18 protein-coding genes are annotated in these 15,765 nt (G+C 67.5%); 10 read left to right on the top strand and 8 right to left on the bottom strand.

Features of this window, described 5'->3' with window-relative positions; all coding sequences use genetic code 11:
- Window positions 1–4: 4 nt before the first annotated feature.
- From ACMHYJ_RS11955 to ACMHYJ_RS11945, 3 genes are read right to left on the bottom strand one after another with little or no spacing between them, the layout of a single operon-like run.
- Window positions 5–244 carry a helix-turn-helix domain-containing protein gene (locus ACMHYJ_RS11955; protein WP_414246399.1) on the bottom strand — a complete coding sequence of 80 codons (240 nt, stop codon included), beginning with the start codon at window positions 242–244 and terminating at the stop codon, window positions 5–7.
- Between the two features lie 22 nt (window positions 245–266).
- Entirely contained in the window at window positions 267–1,283 is a 1,017-nt protein-coding gene (dusB, locus tag ACMHYJ_RS11950; RefSeq protein WP_414246398.1) for a tRNA dihydrouridine synthase DusB, read from the bottom strand.
- Between the two features lie 13 nt (window positions 1,284–1,296).
- Entirely contained in the window at window positions 1,297–2,448 is a 1,152-nt protein-coding gene (locus ACMHYJ_RS11945) for an FAD-dependent monooxygenase (protein WP_414246397.1), read from the bottom strand.
- Window positions 2,449–2,623: 175 nt separating this feature from the next.
- Here ACMHYJ_RS11945 and ACMHYJ_RS11940 point away from each other — a divergent pair, with 175 nt between their 5' ends.
- Window positions 2,624–3,487: a cytochrome c oxidase assembly protein gene (locus ACMHYJ_RS11940; protein ID WP_414246421.1), complete on the top strand. Its 864-nt coding sequence runs from the start codon at window positions 2,624–2,626 to the stop codon at window positions 3,485–3,487.
- A 79-nt stretch (window positions 3,488–3,566) separates the two neighbouring features.
- Window positions 3,567–5,027 (top strand): M48 family metalloprotease, encoded by a 1,461-nt coding sequence (locus tag ACMHYJ_RS11935; protein ID WP_414246396.1) that lies wholly within the window; start codon window positions 3,567–3,569, stop codon window positions 5,025–5,027.
- Between the two features lie 14 nt (window positions 5,028–5,041).
- On the opposite strand, the gene ACMHYJ_RS11930 is transcribed toward ACMHYJ_RS11935, so the two are convergent.
- Both ACMHYJ_RS11930 and ACMHYJ_RS11925 read right to left on the bottom strand, forming a co-directional pair.
- A complete protein-coding gene (locus ACMHYJ_RS11930) occupies window positions 5,042–5,272 on the bottom strand; it encodes a zinc-finger domain-containing protein (protein ID WP_414246395.1) in 231 nt (76 codons plus the stop codon).
- 10 nt (window positions 5,273–5,282) lie between these two features.
- Window positions 5,283–6,203 (bottom strand): branched-chain amino acid transaminase, encoded by a 921-nt coding sequence (locus ACMHYJ_RS11925; RefSeq protein ID WP_414246394.1) that lies wholly within the window; start codon window positions 6,201–6,203, stop codon window positions 5,283–5,285.
- A 124-nt stretch (window positions 6,204–6,327) separates the two neighbouring features.
- Between ACMHYJ_RS11925 and ACMHYJ_RS11920 the strand changes: the two genes are divergently transcribed.
- Window positions 6,328–7,707: a DEAD/DEAH box helicase gene (locus ACMHYJ_RS11920; protein WP_414246392.1), complete on the top strand. Its 1,380-nt coding sequence runs from the start codon at window positions 6,328–6,330 to the stop codon at window positions 7,705–7,707.
- A gap of 98 nt (window positions 7,708–7,805) precedes the next feature.
- Here ACMHYJ_RS11920 and ACMHYJ_RS11915 read toward each other — a convergent pair whose 3' ends face one another.
- The gene (locus tag ACMHYJ_RS11915) at window positions 7,806–8,183 is read right to left on the bottom strand and encodes a thioredoxin family protein (RefSeq protein WP_414246391.1); all 378 of its coding nucleotides are present in this window, start codon (window positions 8,181–8,183) and stop codon (window positions 7,806–7,808) included.
- Window positions 8,184–8,233: 50 nt separating this feature from the next.
- Between ACMHYJ_RS11915 and ACMHYJ_RS11910 the strand changes: the two genes are divergently transcribed.
- From ACMHYJ_RS11910 to ACMHYJ_RS11890, 5 genes are all read left to right on the top strand, one after another.
- Complete coding sequence (locus ACMHYJ_RS11910) at window positions 8,234–9,025, top strand: EI24 domain-containing protein (protein WP_414246390.1); 792 nt, start codon at window positions 8,234–8,236, stop codon at window positions 9,023–9,025.
- A 73-nt stretch (window positions 9,026–9,098) separates the two neighbouring features.
- Window positions 9,099–10,001, top strand: a complete 903-nt coding sequence (locus ACMHYJ_RS11905; protein WP_414246389.1) for a competence/damage-inducible protein A — start codon at window positions 9,099–9,101, stop codon at window positions 9,999–10,001.
- Between the two features lie 172 nt (window positions 10,002–10,173).
- Window positions 10,174–10,896 (top strand): IclR family transcriptional regulator, encoded by a 723-nt coding sequence (locus ACMHYJ_RS11900; RefSeq protein WP_414246420.1) that lies wholly within the window; start codon window positions 10,174–10,176, stop codon window positions 10,894–10,896.
- 147 nt (window positions 10,897–11,043) lie between these two features.
- Entirely contained in the window at window positions 11,044–11,616 is a 573-nt protein-coding gene (locus ACMHYJ_RS11895; protein ID WP_414246388.1) for a phasin family protein, read from the top strand.
- 196 nt (window positions 11,617–11,812) lie between these two features.
- A complete protein-coding gene (locus ACMHYJ_RS11890; RefSeq protein ID WP_414246387.1) occupies window positions 11,813–12,547 on the top strand; it encodes a CoA pyrophosphatase in 735 nt (244 codons plus the stop codon).
- A gap of 3 nt (window positions 12,548–12,550) precedes the next feature.
- Here the strand turns inward: ACMHYJ_RS11890 and rsgA are convergent, their stop codons facing one another.
- Both rsgA and ACMHYJ_RS11880 read right to left on the bottom strand, forming a co-directional pair.
- A complete protein-coding gene (gene rsgA / locus ACMHYJ_RS11885) occupies window positions 12,551–13,453 on the bottom strand; it encodes a ribosome small subunit-dependent GTPase A (protein WP_414246386.1) in 903 nt (300 codons plus the stop codon).
- Window positions 13,446–14,693: a M48 family metallopeptidase gene (locus ACMHYJ_RS11880; RefSeq protein WP_414246385.1), complete on the bottom strand. Its 1,248-nt coding sequence runs from the start codon at window positions 14,691–14,693 to the stop codon at window positions 13,446–13,448. The genes rsgA and ACMHYJ_RS11880 overlap by 8 nt, the downstream gene beginning before the upstream one ends.
- 54 nt (window positions 14,694–14,747) lie before the next feature.
- Here ACMHYJ_RS11880 and orn point away from each other — a divergent pair, with 54 nt between their 5' ends.
- Both orn and acpS read left to right on the top strand, forming a co-directional pair.
- Complete coding sequence (orn, locus tag ACMHYJ_RS11875) at window positions 14,748–15,293, top strand: oligoribonuclease (RefSeq protein WP_414246384.1); 546 nt, start codon at window positions 14,748–14,750, stop codon at window positions 15,291–15,293.
- Window positions 15,294–15,354: 61 nt separating this feature from the next.
- Entirely contained in the window at window positions 15,355–15,762 is a 408-nt protein-coding gene (gene acpS, locus ACMHYJ_RS11870) for a holo-ACP synthase (RefSeq protein WP_414246383.1), read from the top strand.
- The last annotated feature ends 3 nt before the right edge of the window (window positions 15,763–15,765 follow it).

Genomic DNA, 15,765 nt, shown 5'->3' with positions numbered 1-15,765 from the left:
GAAATCAGGCGGACAGCTGGTGCAGCTGCAGTTTCTTGCGCAGGGTGCCGCGGGTGATGCCCAGCATTTCCGCGGCGCGGGTCTGGTTGCCGGCGGTGCGTTCCAGGGCAACCTGCAAGACGGTGCGCTCGACGCACGAATTGACCATGGACAGCATATCGCCCGGGATGGAGTCCCCGAGGTCTTCGAAGTATTGGTCCAGTTGGTCGCGGACGGCTTGTTCCAGAGGCGTGGTGGTAGACATGGGTGGCGGTTCAGGTAAAACGTCAGGAGAGTGTTGACAGGGCGGATGCCGTGATGGGGGCTTGCGCGGGCCGGGCATCCAGCCAGCGCTGCAGCGCCTGGGTTTGCTGCGCCGTGCTGTCCAGCGCCATCAGGGCGGGCATCAGGGCGTCGGCGCCGGGCAGGCCGGCCAGATACCAGCCGATATGCTTGCGGGCGGTGCGCACCCCGGTGTGCTCGCCGTAAAACGTGTAATGGTCTTCCAGGTGGCCCAGCAGGTGTTCGCGCAATTCGCCATAGGTGGGCGCGGGCAGGTGCTGGCCGTGCGCCAGATAATAGGCGATTTCGCGGAATATCCAGGGGCGCCCCTGGGCGGCGCGGCCGATCATGACGGCGTCGGCCCCAGTGTAATCCAGAACGTGCCGGGCTTTCTCGGGGCTGGCGATGTCGCCGTTGGCGATCAGGGGGATGCGGATGGCCTGGCGCACGGCGCGGATGGTGTCGTATTCGGCGTGGCCCTGGTACAGGTCGCAGCGGGTGCGCCCGTGCAGCGTCAGGGCGGCGATGCCGCAGTCTTCCGCCAGCTGGGCGATGCGCACGGCATTGCGGCTGTCGCGGTCCCAGCCGGTGCGGGTTTTCAGGGTGACGGGGATGCCCAGGGGGGCGCAGGCGGCCACCACGCGCCGCAGGATGCGCGCCACCAGGGCCTCGTCGCGCAGCAGGGCCGAGCCCGACGCCACCTGGCAGACTTTCTTGACCGGGCAGCCCATGTTGATGTCGATGATGTGCGCCCCCTTGCGGATATTGAAGACCGCGGCTTCGGCCAGCATGTCGGGGTCGGCCCCGGCGATCTGCACGGCGATGGGCTCGGCCTCGCCCGCGTGATCCAGCCGCCGGGATGTCTTGACGCTGTCCCACAGCCTGGGGTTGCTGGCCGCCATCTCGGAGACCGCATAGGCCGCCCCCAGGGCCTTGCACAGGCGCCGGTAGGGGCGGTCGGTGACGCCGGCCATGGGGGCGGCGAAAACCGGATGGGGGAGCGTCCAGGGCCCGATGCGCATGGGATGCCCGCGCCTACAGGCGCTGGCCCTGCAGCAGGTGGCGCGCCAGCGGGTTGCGCAGGGCCGGGATCAGATCCAGCGCCGCCAGCGCCAGGCCGCCCGCATGGCGCGCCAGCGGGTTGGCGGTGGCGAACAGGCGCGGCAGGGTGTCGGTGATGCCGATGGTCAGGCCGCGATCCAGGCGGCGCTGCCGGGCGTAGCGGATCAGCCGAGGCTGGGGGTCGGCCGCGGGGTCGGCCAGCCAGGGCTGCAGGGCGTGGGCCAGCTGCGCGGCATCGCGCAGCCCCAGGTTGAGTCCCTGGCCCGCCACCGGGTGCATGGTCTGGGCGGCGTTGCCCACTGCCACGACCCCCGGGCCTTGCAGGCTGGGGCCGGCGTGCAGAGACAGGGGGAAGGTGCTGGCGGGGCCGATGCGCCGCAGGGAGCCCAGCCGCTGTCCGAAGGCCTGTTGCAGCGCCTGGTCGAAGGCCGGGTCGGGCAGGGCGGCCAGGGCTTGGGCCTGGTCGGGGTGGAGACACCAGACCAGGCTGTAGAGATCCGTCCCCGCCGGGTGCGGCAGCAGCGCCAGGGGGCCGGTGCGGGTAAAGCGCTCGAAGGCGCGCCCGGCGATTGGATTGGCGGCCCGGATGGTGGCCAGAACCGCGCTTTGCCGGTATTGGCGCTGCAGTCCCTGGGGACGCGCGCCGTCGGAAATCAGGGCGATGCGGGCCTGGGCCGGGCCGTCGGCCAGCTGCAGGGTCACCGGCCGGCCGGGCAGGGGCCGGGGCGGGCGCTGCGGAATGCGCGTGACGCCGCTGGCCCGCACGGCCGCCTGCAGGGTGTCCAGCAAGTCGTCGTATGTCACGACGCAGCCCAGCCGGGGGACGGCCAGGTCGGCCTGGTCGATCAGGGTGCGCCCCAGGTGCCCCGCCTGGGAAACGTGCACCGTCAGGATGTCGGCCGCCTGGGCGGGCCAGGCGCCCAGGGGCTGCAGCATCTGCCGGCTGCCGTGGTTCAGCGCCAGGGCGCGGGGGTCGATGGATTGTCCCGGCCGGCGCGCCGCCGGGGCCGGGCCCATCAGGACGATGCGCCCGGGGTCGGGGGCGTGGCGGGCCAGGCTCAGGGCCAGCACGCAGCCGACCGGGCCGGAACCCAGAATCGCAATGTCGAAGGTCGGGGCGGACATGGAGGCGTGGAAAAATGGGAAAAGGGCATTTTAACGCGGCTGATCCATTACAATGGGCGGGTTTTCCGTGGCCATGCCGCATGGCCTTGTCTACGCCGGGCGGCGCCGATCCCCATGGGCGCGCCCCAGGCCGGCCGCCGGGCCGGTGTTTTGTGCCGATATGTTTCAACCCATCATGGATTTACTGGCCTGGCTGCAACCCTGGGAAGCCTCCCCCACACTGGTGCTGGCGTTCATCGCCACGGCCTGGCTGTTTGTGCGCGGCGCGGGCGCGCACCGGGTGGGCCGGCTGCGTCAGGGCCTGTTCTGGCTCGGCTGGCTGCTGTTGTACCTGTCCCTGCATACGCGCGTGGATTACTACGCCGAGCGCATGTTCTTCATCCATCGTATCCAGCATCTGGTGCTGCACCACCTGGGGCCTTTGCTGATCATGGCGGCCTATCCGGGCCAGGTGCTGCGGGCCGGGCTGCCGCTGGCCTGGCGGGCGCGGCTGGCCGGGGCGCGCCGCCGCGGGTTCGTGCGCGGGCTGGAACATCTGGCCACGCACCGCATCCTCATCCCCGTGCTGTTCGTGCTGCTGGTGCTGGTCTGGCTGGAACCCACCGTGCAGTTTTATTCCATGCTCGATTGGCGTATCTACCGTTTCATGAACTGGTCGGTCGTCATCAGCGGCCTGCTGTACTGGAATCTGATCCTGGATCGCCGGCCGCAGCCGCCCGCCGCGATGCGGCCCGGGGGGCGCATCGTTTCGCCCGTCCTGACCATGTTGCCGCAAATAGCGGCCGGCGTCTGGATTGCGTTTTCCAGCACAGACCTCTATCCCGTGTTTGATCTTTGCGGGCGCGCCCTGCCCGGCTTCAGCGCGTTGGACGACCAGGCCATCGGCGGGCTGGTGATGTGGGTGCCGGCGGCCCTGGTGGAAACCTTCGGGTTGCTGGTGGCGCTGGCCAGCTGGTTGCGATTATCATCCAAAGGGCGGCTGCCGCCGGCTCGCCGGCGGCAGCCGCGTGATGCCCGCCGCCTTGCCGGGGTGGCCTGAGGGCCGGCCCGCGTCCGTCGGCGCTTGTCCGCTGTTTTCATTCATCCGCTTGCTTATGGTTTCCATCCGACGCCGATCCATGGCCCAGGCCCTTTGCCTGGCTCTGGCCGTGTCCTGCGCCGGCCCCGCCCGGGCGCAGCCCGTGGGGCTGCCGTCCATGGGGGCGGCTTCGGCCGCCGAGCTCTCGCCGCAGGTGGAAGCCGCCCTGGGACAGGCCATCATGGCGCAAGGCCGCCACGACCCGACCTATATTGCCGACCTGGACATCAATCAGTATCTGACCGACCTGGGCCGCCGGCTGGCCGCCCAGGCCCCGCAGCCGCTGGCCCAGGCCATCACGGTCTTCGCGGTGCGCGATCCGTCCATCAATGCCTTCGCCCTGCCGGGGGGATACATCGGCATCCATAGCGGCCTGGTGCTGGCCGCGCAAAGCGAATCCGAGCTGGCCGGGGTGCTGGCGCACGAAATCGGCCACGTCATGCAGCGCCACATCGCCCGGGGGATTACGCAGCAGGCCCAGGGCACGGGCCTGATGGTGGCCAGTCTGATCGGGGCCTTGTTGGCCGCCCTGGCCGGGCAGGGCGACTTGGCCATGGGGGTGGCGACATTCGGCCAGGCCGCCACGATCGACCGTCAACTGGGGTTTTCGCGCGGGGCCGAGCAAGAAGCGGATCGCGCCGGTTTCCAGATGATGCGCCGCGCAGGGTTCGATCCCCGGGGCATGCCGGACATGTTCCGGCGCCTGATGAACGCTTCCCGCCTGAACGAGGGGACGGGGCGCGGTTATGCCGCCACCCACCCTTTGTCCATCCAGCGCCTGTCCGATCTCGAAAATCGCCTGGGGCCCGAGGCCGGCCCGGCGGCGGCCGCAGACCCCGAATTCTGGTTTGTCCGGGCGCGGTTGGCGCTGATTCAGGCGCGCAGCAACGAAGCCCTGCAGCGCCTGCGGCAGGCCTTTCGCAGCGATGTCCGCGAGGACCATGATCCTGGCCGCCGGGCCGCCGCTTTGTTTGGCCTGGCCTGGCTCGACTGGAAAGCCGGCGATCCCGCCGCGGCGCGGCGGCAGGCCGACCAGGCGCAGGCCATCCAGGGGTCGCCCCAGTTGGACATGCTGCTGATCCGCCTGGCGCAGCCGCAGGGCGCGGCGGCCGTCCTGGACGCTTCCGCGCAGGCCTGGAAACGCTGGCCCGAAAACCAGGGCGTTGCCGAGGCGCGGGCGCGGGCCTTGCAGGCGGCGGGGCAAAACCAGCCGGCGGTTGATTTTTTGCAGGCGGCCGTCCGGCAATGGCCGGACGTGCCGGAATTCCAGGAACTCCTGGCCAACGGCCTGGAGCGTCTGGGCGACAAGGTGCGGGCGCACGAGGCCATGGCGCAGTATTTCCAGCAGACCGGCGCGCTGCCGACCGCCATGGAACACCTGCAGCAGGCGCGCAGCCTGTCCCGGGACTTTTACGAGCAGTCGCGCCTGGATATGCAGATCCGCGAATTGCGGGATCAGCAGGAAAACCGCCGGGCGCTGCTTGAACCCTTCAGGAAATAAAGCCGGGCCGGGCGTCAGAGGCGGATGCCGGCCTGTTCGTGGCTGTGGGGGTGGTCGCCTTCGCGCAGCACGTATTCGGTGCCGCAATATTGGCACTTGGCCACGCCGCTTTTCAAGACTTCGATGTAGGTGCGCGGGTGGATGCGCCACAGCGGGGCATCCGGGCCGGGGCAGTAGACCGGCAGGTCGGCGGCGCTGACGACGATGCGCTCGGGGGTTTTGGAGGGGGTGGGTGTGCTGCTCATGATTTTCCTGTCAGACCTTAGAAAGCCAGTGATGATATTTTGGGGTTTTACCCGACACCGCGTCGAAGAAGGCTTTTTGCAGCTGGGCCGTGATCGGGCCGCGTTCGCCCGCGCCGATCTGGCGGCCGTCGATTTCGCGGATCGGGGTGACCTCGGCGGCCGTGCCGGTGAAGAAGGCTTCGTCGGCGATGTACAGGTCGTCGCGCGTCAGGCGGCGCGACACCACCGGGATGCCGAGGTCGGCGGCCAGTTGGTGGACGGACGCCCGGGTGATGCCGGTCAGGGCGCAGGCGATGTCGGGCTCGATCAGCGTGCCGTCGCGCACGATGAACAGGTTTTCGCCGGAGCCCTCGGCCACGAAGCCGCTGGTGTCCAGCAGAATGGCTTCGTCGTAGCCGTGATCCAGGGCTTCGGCGTTGGCCAGGATGGAATTGGCATATGTGCTGGCGATCTTGGCGCGCGGCATGGTGACGTTGACGTGCTGGCGCGCATAAGAGGAAATCTTGACGCGGATGCCCTGCTTGAGGGCTTCTTCGCCCAGGTAGGCGCCCCAGGGCCAGGCGGCGATGGCGACGTGCACCTGGGCGCCCTTGGGCGAGACCCCCATTTTTTCGGAACCGTAGAACACGATGGGCCGGATGTAGCAGGAATCCAACTGGTTGCGGCGCACGACCTCGATCTGGGCGTCGGAGATGGCCTCGCGGGTGTAGGGGATTTTGATCTGGTAGATATGCGCCGAATTGAATAGGCGGCGCGTGTGGTCTTCCAGGCGGAAGATGGCGGTGCCATGGTCGGTCTTGTAGGCGCGCACGCCCTCGAAGACCGACAAGCCGTAATGCAGGGAATGTGTCAGGACGTGGGTGGTGGCGTCGCGCCACGGCACGAGCTTGCCGTCGTACCAGATCACCCCATCGCGGTCAGCCATGGACATTGCCTTCTCCTGTATTGAGTAAGCCGATATTGTACCAATTGCCCGTCTTGCGGCGATGCACGGTAAAATGGTGGCTTCATCACGCGCAGGGCCAATTCGGGCACCTGTGTTGCCCTGGCTACGAATGACCCAATCCACCCCCATCGACCCCGCCACCGAACCCGCCGTCCAGTTCAGCCAATTCGGCTTGCATCCAGGCATCATGCAGGCCATCCAGGCCACTGGCTATGTGTCCGCCACGCCGATCCAGGCCAAGGCCATCCCCATCGCCCTGACCGGACGCGACGTCATGGGGGCGGCCCAGACCGGCACCGGCAAGACCGCCGCGTTTTCCCTGCCCATCCTGCACCGGCTGATGCCTTTTGCCAATACCAGCGCCTCGCCGGCCCGCCATCCGGTTCGGGCGCTCATCCTGACGCCCACCCGCGAGCTGGCCGACCAGATCCACGACAACGTCCAGCGCTACAGCCAGTTCGTGCCCTTGCGGGCGGCGGTGGTGTTCGGCGGGGTCGATATCCGCCCGCAAAAAGAACAGCTGCGCCAGGGGTGCGAAATCCTCATTGCGACGCCGGGCCGCCTGCTGGATCACGTCGAGCAGCGCAACGTCAATCTCGGCCAGGTGGGCATCCTGGTGCTGGACGAGGCCGACCGCATGCTGGACATGGGCTTCCTGCCCGACCTGGATCGCATCATGCGGCTGTTGCCGCCGGGCCGCCAGGGCCTGCTGTTTTCGGCCACCTTCAGCCCCGAGATCCGCAAATTGGGCCGCAGCTTCCTGCGCACGCCCGTCGAGGTCGAAGTCGCCCGGCCCAACGCCACCGCCGATACGGTCAGCCAGATCGCCTATTGCCTGGACACCGATGCCAAGCGCCGCGCCGTGGTGCATCTGGTCAAATCGCGCCAACTCAGCCAGGTGATCGTGTTTTCCAACACCAAGATCGGCTGCAGCCGCTTGGCGCGCCAGCTGGAACAAGACGGCGTGCGGGCTGAATCCATCCACGGCAACAAATCCCAGATCGAGCGCATGAAGGCGCTGGATGCCTTCAAAGCCGGCACGCTCGAAGTCCTGGTGGCCACCGATGTGGCGGCCCGGGGCCTGGACGTCGCCGGCATCCCCTGCGTCATCAACTACGATCTGCCGCGCAGCGCCGAAGACTACGTGCACCGCATCGGCCGCACGGGCCGGGCGGGCGCCCAGGGCGAAGCCATCGCCCTGTTCACGCCCGAAGAAGAACGCTACCTGCTGGATATCGAAAAGCTCATCAAGACCAAGATCCCGCGCGGCGAGCTCGATCTTCCCCGGCCCTCGCGCCGCCGTCCCGTGGGCAGCCCCCGTTCGGGGGGCGGCTGGCACGCGCCCGAACCGCCGCTGGATGACTTCTTCTCCAAGCCCTACGTGCCCGCCGCCCCGGCAAGCCAGCCGCCCGCCTCGGTGCGCCCCGCGGCGGCCTCGGCCAAGCGCGCCGTGGGCGTATTGCTGGGCGGCGGCCGCAAGCAGGCCTGACCCCTGCGCCGCCCGGGCCGGGCCTCGATAATCCTTATTTCGACAGCCTGACTGGACTGACCCCCGCGTCGCCGGGGCCGGGCACTGCGGGGCGTCTGTCAGGCGCTTGCCAATGCGTCCACCAGGCCGGGCCCGTCCGTTGTCACGGGCAGTTGCCCGGCGCCTTCCAGCAGGCGCCGCAGGTGCTCGGCATACGGCAGCTGCACGCCCCAGAACCGGGTGCCGCGGCGATCCTGCACCAGCACGGTGGGAAAATTCTCGATGTCCTCGTCGCCCAGCCATTGGGGGCTGTCCTCGACGTCGACCCAGATGAACGTCCACTCGGGCCACTGGGCGGCCAGGGCCTCCAGGGCGGGCCGGTAGGCATCGCAAGTGCGGCACCAGGCCGCGCAATAGCAGACCACGCGCTGGCCCTGATCCTGCCGCAGGCGGGCCAGCAAGGCGGGCAGCTGGGTGTGGGGGTTGTATAGTTCCATAGCCGCAATATAGTATGAAACTTCTCGCTATTCTGACAGGTGTGTGTTTCATGAGGCATCCAGTACCCGCCGTGCGGGACTCCCGGCATTCCAACGGGCTGGCCCTGGTCGGGCAGGCGTTTCGCCGCGCCCTGCGCAGCCAGCTGCACCCTCGGATGCTGGCGGCCCTGTTCTTGCCGTTCGTCATCGCCGCCCTGGGGGCGGTGCTGCTGTTGTGGTTTTTCTGGGCGCCCCTGACCGGCTGGCTGGATCAGGAAGCCTCGTCCTGGGGGGTGTTCAGCACCGTGGACGGCTGGCTGGTGGCCGCCGGGCTGTTTTCCTTGAAGCTCTGGCTGATCCCCTTGCTGGCCATCGGGCTGCTGCTGCCCATGGCGGGCATTCTGGGTCTGATCATCGCGGCGGTGTTTGTCATGCCGCTGGTGCTGAAGCACCTCGAACACCGCGATTACCAGGGGCTGGGCCGCCAGGGCCGGCATGCCACGGCCCTGGGCGCCTGGAACGCCGTCTGGGTGGGCATTCTGTTTTGCCTGGGCTGGGCGGTGACCATGCCCTTGTGGCTGATTCCCCCCATGCCCCTGATTCTGCCCGTGCTCTGGTGGGCGTTCGCCTTGAACCGCATGCTGCGGGTGGATGCCATGATCGAGCATGCCAGCCCGGCCGAGCGCCGCCTGCTGTGGCGCCGGCATGACCGCCAGTTGTGGCTGATCGCCGGTATCTTGTCGCTGGTCAACCTGATTCCCCTGTTCTGGCTGGTGATGCCGGTGTTCTCGGCATTGGTGTATGCCCATTTCTGCCTGTCGGCCATCGCGCGCCTGCGGGCCGAGACTGTGGTGGACGTCTAGTGTCGTCCCCGTCGCCCGTATCGCCGCGCCCGCGCCAGGGGCCGTCCAAGTCTTTCATGCCCGGAATGCCCTCATGACCGCTACGCCCCCCAACCACGCCTCGCCGTCCCGTTTCCCCCACCCGGAAGCCGCTTCAGCGTCCCCCGCGCCCGCCGCCGAATCGGCGGCCCATCCGGCGGCGGTCGTGCCCCGGGTGCGCCTGATCGCCATCGGCGATGAAATTCTCTCCGGGCGGCGCCAGGATCAGCATTTTTCCAAGCTGATCGACCTGCTTCAGGCGCGCGGCATGCGCCTGCATGCCGCCGAGTTCATCTCCGATGACGAGGACGATATCGTGGCCTGCCTGCAGCGCAGCTTCGCCACGCCGGATATCGTGTTCTGTTGCGGCGGCATCGGGGCCACCCCGGACGACCGCACCCGCCAGGCGGCGGCGCGGGCGCTGGGGCTGGGCCTGGCGCTGCACCCCGAAGCCGCCCGCCTGATCAGCGAACGCTGCGCCGAGACCGCCGCCAAGGGCCAGGGCAGCGCGGACATGTCCACCCCCGAGAACCAGCAGCGGCTGCAGATGGGGGTGTTTCCGGTGGGGGCGGAAATCATCCCCAACAGCTATAACCGGATTCCCGGGTTTTTCATTCAACGGCACAGCTTCATGCCGGGCTTCCCGGTGATGGCCCACGCCATGATGGCCTGGACCCTGGACACCCGCTATGCCCGCTGGCATCACCAGGAAATCCGCATCGAGCATTCTTTTCTGGTGTTCGGCCTGCCCGAATCCCGCATCACCCCCGCGCTGGAGTCCCTGGAACAGCGCTGGCCGGGCATTCGCGCCTTCAGCCTGCCCAATGTGGGTGACCGGGGCGGCCATCCGCACATCGAGCTTGGCGTCAAGGGCGAACCCCAGGCCGCCGCCCAGGCGCTGGCCTGGCTGCGCGACCAGGTGCTGTCCCTGGGCGGCGGCCTGAACCCTCCGGCATAAAAGGCTTGCCATACGGAATGATTTTTCATAATATGGAATTGTGGCAACGCAACAAAATCAAACCATGGCCCGTCTTCATAGCTCTCGCTCAACGCTGTCCTCCACCCCGCCGTCGCTCGGCGATGCGGTGGCCGAGTCCGGTTCCGTCACCATTCAGGTGCTGGATCGGGCCATGCGCATCCTGGATGCCCTGGCCGGGCAGCGCGATCCCATCGCCCTGAAAGACCTGGCCGCCGCCACCGGCCTGCACGCCTCCACCACCCACCGCATCCTGGCCGACCTGGCCGTGGGCCGCTATGTCGAGCGGGTGGACAGCGGCTTGTACCGCCTGGGGATGCGGTTGCTGGAACTCGGTTCCTTGGTCAAGGGGCGGCTGGATGTGCGCACCGCCTCGATCGGGCCCATGCGCGAACTGCACCGCCAGACGGGCCAGACGGTCAACCTGTCCCTGGCCCAGGGCGACGAGATCGTCTACATCGAGCGCGCCTGGAGCGAGCGCTCCGGCATGCAGGTGGTGCGCGCCATCGGGGGGCGGGCGCCTTTGCACCTGACCTCTACAGGCAAGCTTTTCCTGGCCACCTGGGACGCGCGCGCCGTGCGCAGCTACGCCATGCGCACGGGGCTGGCCGGCACCACGCGCAACAGCCTGACGCAGCTGGATCAGCTGGAGCGCGAGCTGGCGCTGGTGCGCCGTCACGGCTATTCGCGCGACAACGAAGAACTGGAACTCGGCGTGCGTTGCATCGCGGCCGGGGTGTATGACGATACCGGCACCTTGCTGGCGGGCCTGTCCCTGTCGGCGCCCGCCGAGCGCATGCGGGACGACTGGATTCCCCTGCTGCTGACCGCCACGGCCAGCATCTCCGAAGCCCTCGGCTACGAAGCGCAGCATTGATTTGTTGCGTCGCAGCAAATAATTCTTGACATCGCGGTTCAATACATTAAAATAGCATTTGTGCGATGCAGCAATTGTGCTGTCATCGGGAAGGCACCGGGCATCATGCCTCCAAGGCAGCCTTCAATCCACTGACTAGGAGTCACCATGACTGCAACCCCCCAAAACCTGCTGGCTTCGCAAAAAGCCGTCGTCGACAACTTCCTGGCCGTCCAGGGCACGATTTTCAACAGCTTTGAAAAACTGGTCGATCTCAACCTGAAGGCCACCAAAGCCGCCCTGGAAGACGTCGCCCAGAAATCCCAGGAAGCCACCGAACTCAAGGACGCCCAGGAACTCCTGGCCCTGACCGCCGCCTGGGTGCGCCCGGAACAGGCCGTGTCCTATGGCAAGGACGTCTACGAAATCCTGGCCGGCATGCAAGGCGAACTCAGCAAGCTGGCTGAAGCCCAACTGTCGCAAAACCAGGATCGCGTGGCCGAAGTCGTCGAACAGATCGCGCGCAACGCCCCCACCGGCTCCGAAGGCGCCGTGGCCATCCTGAAGTCCTCCTTGGCCACCGCCAACAACGCCTACGAGTCCGCCGCCAAGGCCGCCCGCCAGGCCGCCAGCGCCGCCGAGTCCAACATTGCGGCGGCGACCGACGCCACCCTGAAGGCCGCCGCGGATGTCTCCAAGGCCGCCAAGTCCTCCGGCGCCAAACGCACCGCCGCGAACTAAGCCGCGATCCCGTCGGCGTCCAGGCTTCGGCCTGGCCCGCCCGGCAAAAAAACAGGCCATGGCTTCCCAGGAAGCCATGGCCTGTTTTTTTGTGGTACGTCCAGCATGGGCCGCACGCCTGCGGATGCAAGTCGGTTTGCCAGGGATGGGCTTCCTGCCGATAATGGTTCTTTCCGCTGTTAGGCTTTTGCACGTCATGGCATCCCAGTTTTCTTCCCCGGCTTCTCAGCGCTCGGGGCATTTCGATCCCGCCGCACAACCCCTCTTGCCCGGGGTGCCCTTGCCCGCCTTGCCGGCGCAATGCCTGCAGCTGGACTACATCCGCGACGCCTTCCAGCGCCGCGTGTCCTGGCAGGTCGAACCCCTGTTTGCCCAGTCGTTCGTCCCCGGCGGGGCGGCGTATGCCGCCGCGCGGCAGGCGGCCGTGCTGATGCCCCTGGTGCAGCGCGACACCGGCCTGCAGGTGCTGTTTACCCGGCGGGCCGACCATCTGCACGACCACGCCGGACAAATCAGTTTTCCGGGGGGATGCATCGAACCCACCGATGCGGGGGTCATCGACACCGCCATCCGTGAAACCCAGGAAGAAATCGGCGTGGCGCGCCAATTCGTGCAGGTCATGGGGGTGCAGCCCAGTCTGCTGACCACCACGCAATTTCTGATGACCCCGGTGATCGGCGAGCTGCTGCCCGGGTTTCAATTGGCGGCGGATCAATCCGAGGTGGCCGAAATCTTCGAGGTGCCCCTGCATGTCCTGATGGATCCGGCGCAGCACCGCCTGCACCAGCTGCAGACCGCCTGGGGCCATGGGCGCTGTTATTTTTCGGTCAGCTGGCAGTCGTATTTCATCTGGGGCGCCACCGCCATCCTGCTGCGCAATTTTTACTATTTCCTGGCTGCTTCCGCGGGCCTGGACACCCGTTCGGTCTGATTGCTAATAACGGCTGGCGGCTTCGTTCTCGGCCAGGATGCGCTGGTACAGCGCGTGCCGCTCGGCGGCGATGCGGCCATCGGCCACGGCGGCCAGCACGCCACAGCCGGGCTCGTGCCGGTGCGTGCAGTTATAAAAGCGGCATTGGGCGATGGCCGGGGCGAATTCCGGGAAACCCTGCTCGATGTCGTGCGGGCTGAGATGCTGCAGGCCGAAGGCCTGGAAGCCCGGGGAGTCGATCAGGTCGCCCCCGCCCGGCAAAACATACAGCCGGGTATCCGTGGTGGTGTGGCGGCCGGCGCCCAGGGCTTCGGAATGGCTTTGCGTGGCCGCCCGGGCCTCGGGCGCCAGCGCGTTCAGCAGGGTGGACTTGCCCATCCCGCTTTGCCCCAGCAGCAAGGTGCAGCGGTTGCGCAGCAAGGGGGCCAGCTGGCGCTGAACCTGCGCGGCATCCAGCGCGCTGAGGGCCAGCACCGGCACACCCAGGGCTTCGGGGATGGCCAGGCGTTGCCGTGCCGCCGCCGTGCCGGGCAGGTCGGCTTTGTTCAGCACGATGCGGGCATCAATGCCCGCGCTGCCGGCGGCCACCAGGGCGCGCCCCAGCAAGTCGTCGGAAAACACGGGTTCGGCGGCCAGGATCAGCAGCAACTGGTCGATGTTGGCGGCAAACAGCTTGCTGCGCTGGGCATCGGAACGATAAAACAGGTTGCGGCGCGGCAGGGTCTGGGTGATGACGCCTTCTTGCTGGCCTTCGGGCAGCACCAGGACGCGGTCTCCCACGGCCAGGCCGGTTTTCTTGCCCCGGGTATAGCAATGGCGGGTTTGCCCCGTGGCGTCGAGCGCCACCCGATAGTGCCGGCCATGGGCGGCAACCACGCGCCCGGACAAGGTCTTGATGTCAGGCATGCTGGCGCAGGTGGGCGATGCGCACCACGGCGGGCGGATGGCTGTCGTACCAGGCTGAATGGAGCGGATCCGGGGTCAGGGTGGCGGCATTGTCGTCGTACAGTTTCACCAGGGCGCTGACCAGGGGCTCGGCCCCGCATTGCCGCACGGCATAGCGGTCGGCCTGGAATTCGTCGCGGCGCGACAGCAGGCTGGCGATGGGGGCCGCCCAGAAAGTAAAGACGGGCAGGGTCAGCATGAACAGCACCAGCGCCAGGCCATCGTTGGGCCGCCCCAGCTGGGGGATGACGCCCAGGTCGGTATAGAACCACAGCTGGCCCGATATCCAGGCCAGCAGTTGCAGGAACAGGCCGGCCGTGACGAAGCTGATGACGATGCGCCGCAGGATGTGGCGATGGGCGAAATGGCCCAGTTCGTGGGCCAGGACGGCCTCGACCTCGTCCGGGCCCAGCCGCGCCAGCAGGGTGTCGAAGAAGACGATGCGGCGGTGGCGCCCAAAGCCGGTGAAGTACGCGTTGCCGTGGGCCGACCGGCGCGAGCCGTCCATGACGAACAGGCCTTCCAGGCTGAAGCGGCAGCGCTGGGCCAGCCGGTGGATGCGCTGGCTGAGGTCGGGGTCGTCCAGCGGGGTGAAGCGGTTGAACAGGGGGGCGATGAAGCTGGGGTACAGCCAGAGCGTCAGCAGGTTGAAACCCACCCAGACGCCCCAGGCCCACCAGGCCCAGGCCGGCCCGGCCGAATCCATCAGCCACAGGATGGCGGCCAGCAGCGGGGTGCCCAGCACCAGGGTGACGGCCAGCATTTTCAGGGCGTCGCTGATGAACAGGCGGGGCGTCATGCGATTGAAGCCGAAGCGGGCCTCCAGCCGGAACGTGCGCCAGGCGGTAAAGGCCATGCCCACGGACCCCAGCAGGGCCAGCACACAGCCCACCAGGGCCAGCTGGCGCCAGAGTTCGGTGTCGATCAGGCGGCCCAGGGCCAGATCCAGCTGCTGCAGCCCGCCCATCAGCGTCAGGGCCAGCAGGATGGCGGCTTCGATGATGCGTTCGACCAGGGACAGCTGGCAGCGGGCGACCGTGTAGTCCGCGGCGCGCTGGTGGCTGCGCAGGGCAATGTGGTCGGCGAAGGCCGCGGGCACCGTGTCGCGGTGGGCTTGTACGTGGCGAATCTGGCGGCGCGCCAGCCAGAAGCGGATGCCAAGGTCACCGAGCAGGCAGGCGATGAAAAGGGGGGTCAGCATGTCGGGGTGGCCAATGTGCGAAAATCAAGGTTTTACAGTGAAGGATTATAGGTGATGGCCGCGAACGATCAGCGTCTGATCTGGCTGGACATGGAAATGTCCGGCCTGGACCCCGAAAAAGAGCGCATCCTGGAGATCGCCCTGATAGTGACTGAGCCCGACCTGACCGAGGTCGCCCAGGCGCCCGTCCTGGTGGTGCATCAGCCCGATGCCGTCCTGGACGGCATGGACAAATGGAACCAGTCCACCCATGGCAAAAGCGGCCTGATCGACCGCGTGCGGGCTTCCACCCTGGATGAATCCGGGGTCGAAGACATTCTGCTGGACTTTCTTGCGCCGCTGGTGCCGGCGGGCAAGTCGCCCATGTGCGGCAATACCATCGGCCAGGATCGCCGCTTCATGGTCAAGTACATGCCGCGCCTCGAAGCCTATTTCCATTACCGCAACCTGGACGTCAGCACCCTGAAGGAATTGTCCCTGCGCTGGAAACCCGAGGTCTACCGCAGCTTCACCAAGGCCAGCAAACACGAGGCCCTGGCGGACATCCAAGAGTCCATCAACGAGCTCAAGCATTATCGGGAACACTTCATCAAGCTTTGAATCCCAACTTGCCGGCCGCCCCAACGGGCGGGCAGGCGATGGGGCGCACAGGAGAACCGTCGTGTCCAGTATTGCCGGCATCGGCACCGACCTATTGCGGGTGGATCGCATCGCGCGCATCGTGGATCGCCACGGCGACCGCTTCGCCCAGCGCATCCTGGGGGCCGACGAGCAAACCGTCCATGCCCGCCGCGCCGCCCGCGATCCGCGCCGCGGGGTTTTGTACCTGGCCACCCGCTTCGCCGCCAAAGAGGCTTTCTCCAAGGCCATCGGCCTGGGCATCCATATGCCCATGACCTGGTCGCGTGTGCAAATCCTCAACCGTCGCGGCGGCGCCCCGGAAATCCACCTGTCCGGCCCCCTGAAGGACTGGTACGATGCGCGTTTCGGGGCCGCCCATGTCTCCATGACGGACGAATCCGATGTGGTGGCCGCCTTCGTCGTGGTCGAATCCCTTTCTTCCCAGTAAAGC

It is taken from the genome of Castellaniella hirudinis (genome assembly GCF_047468865.1).
Lineage (GTDB): Bacteria > Pseudomonadota > Gammaproteobacteria > Burkholderiales > Burkholderiaceae_B > Castellaniella > Castellaniella hirudinis_A.
This window is presented reverse-complemented; position numbering and strand designations above follow the sequence as displayed.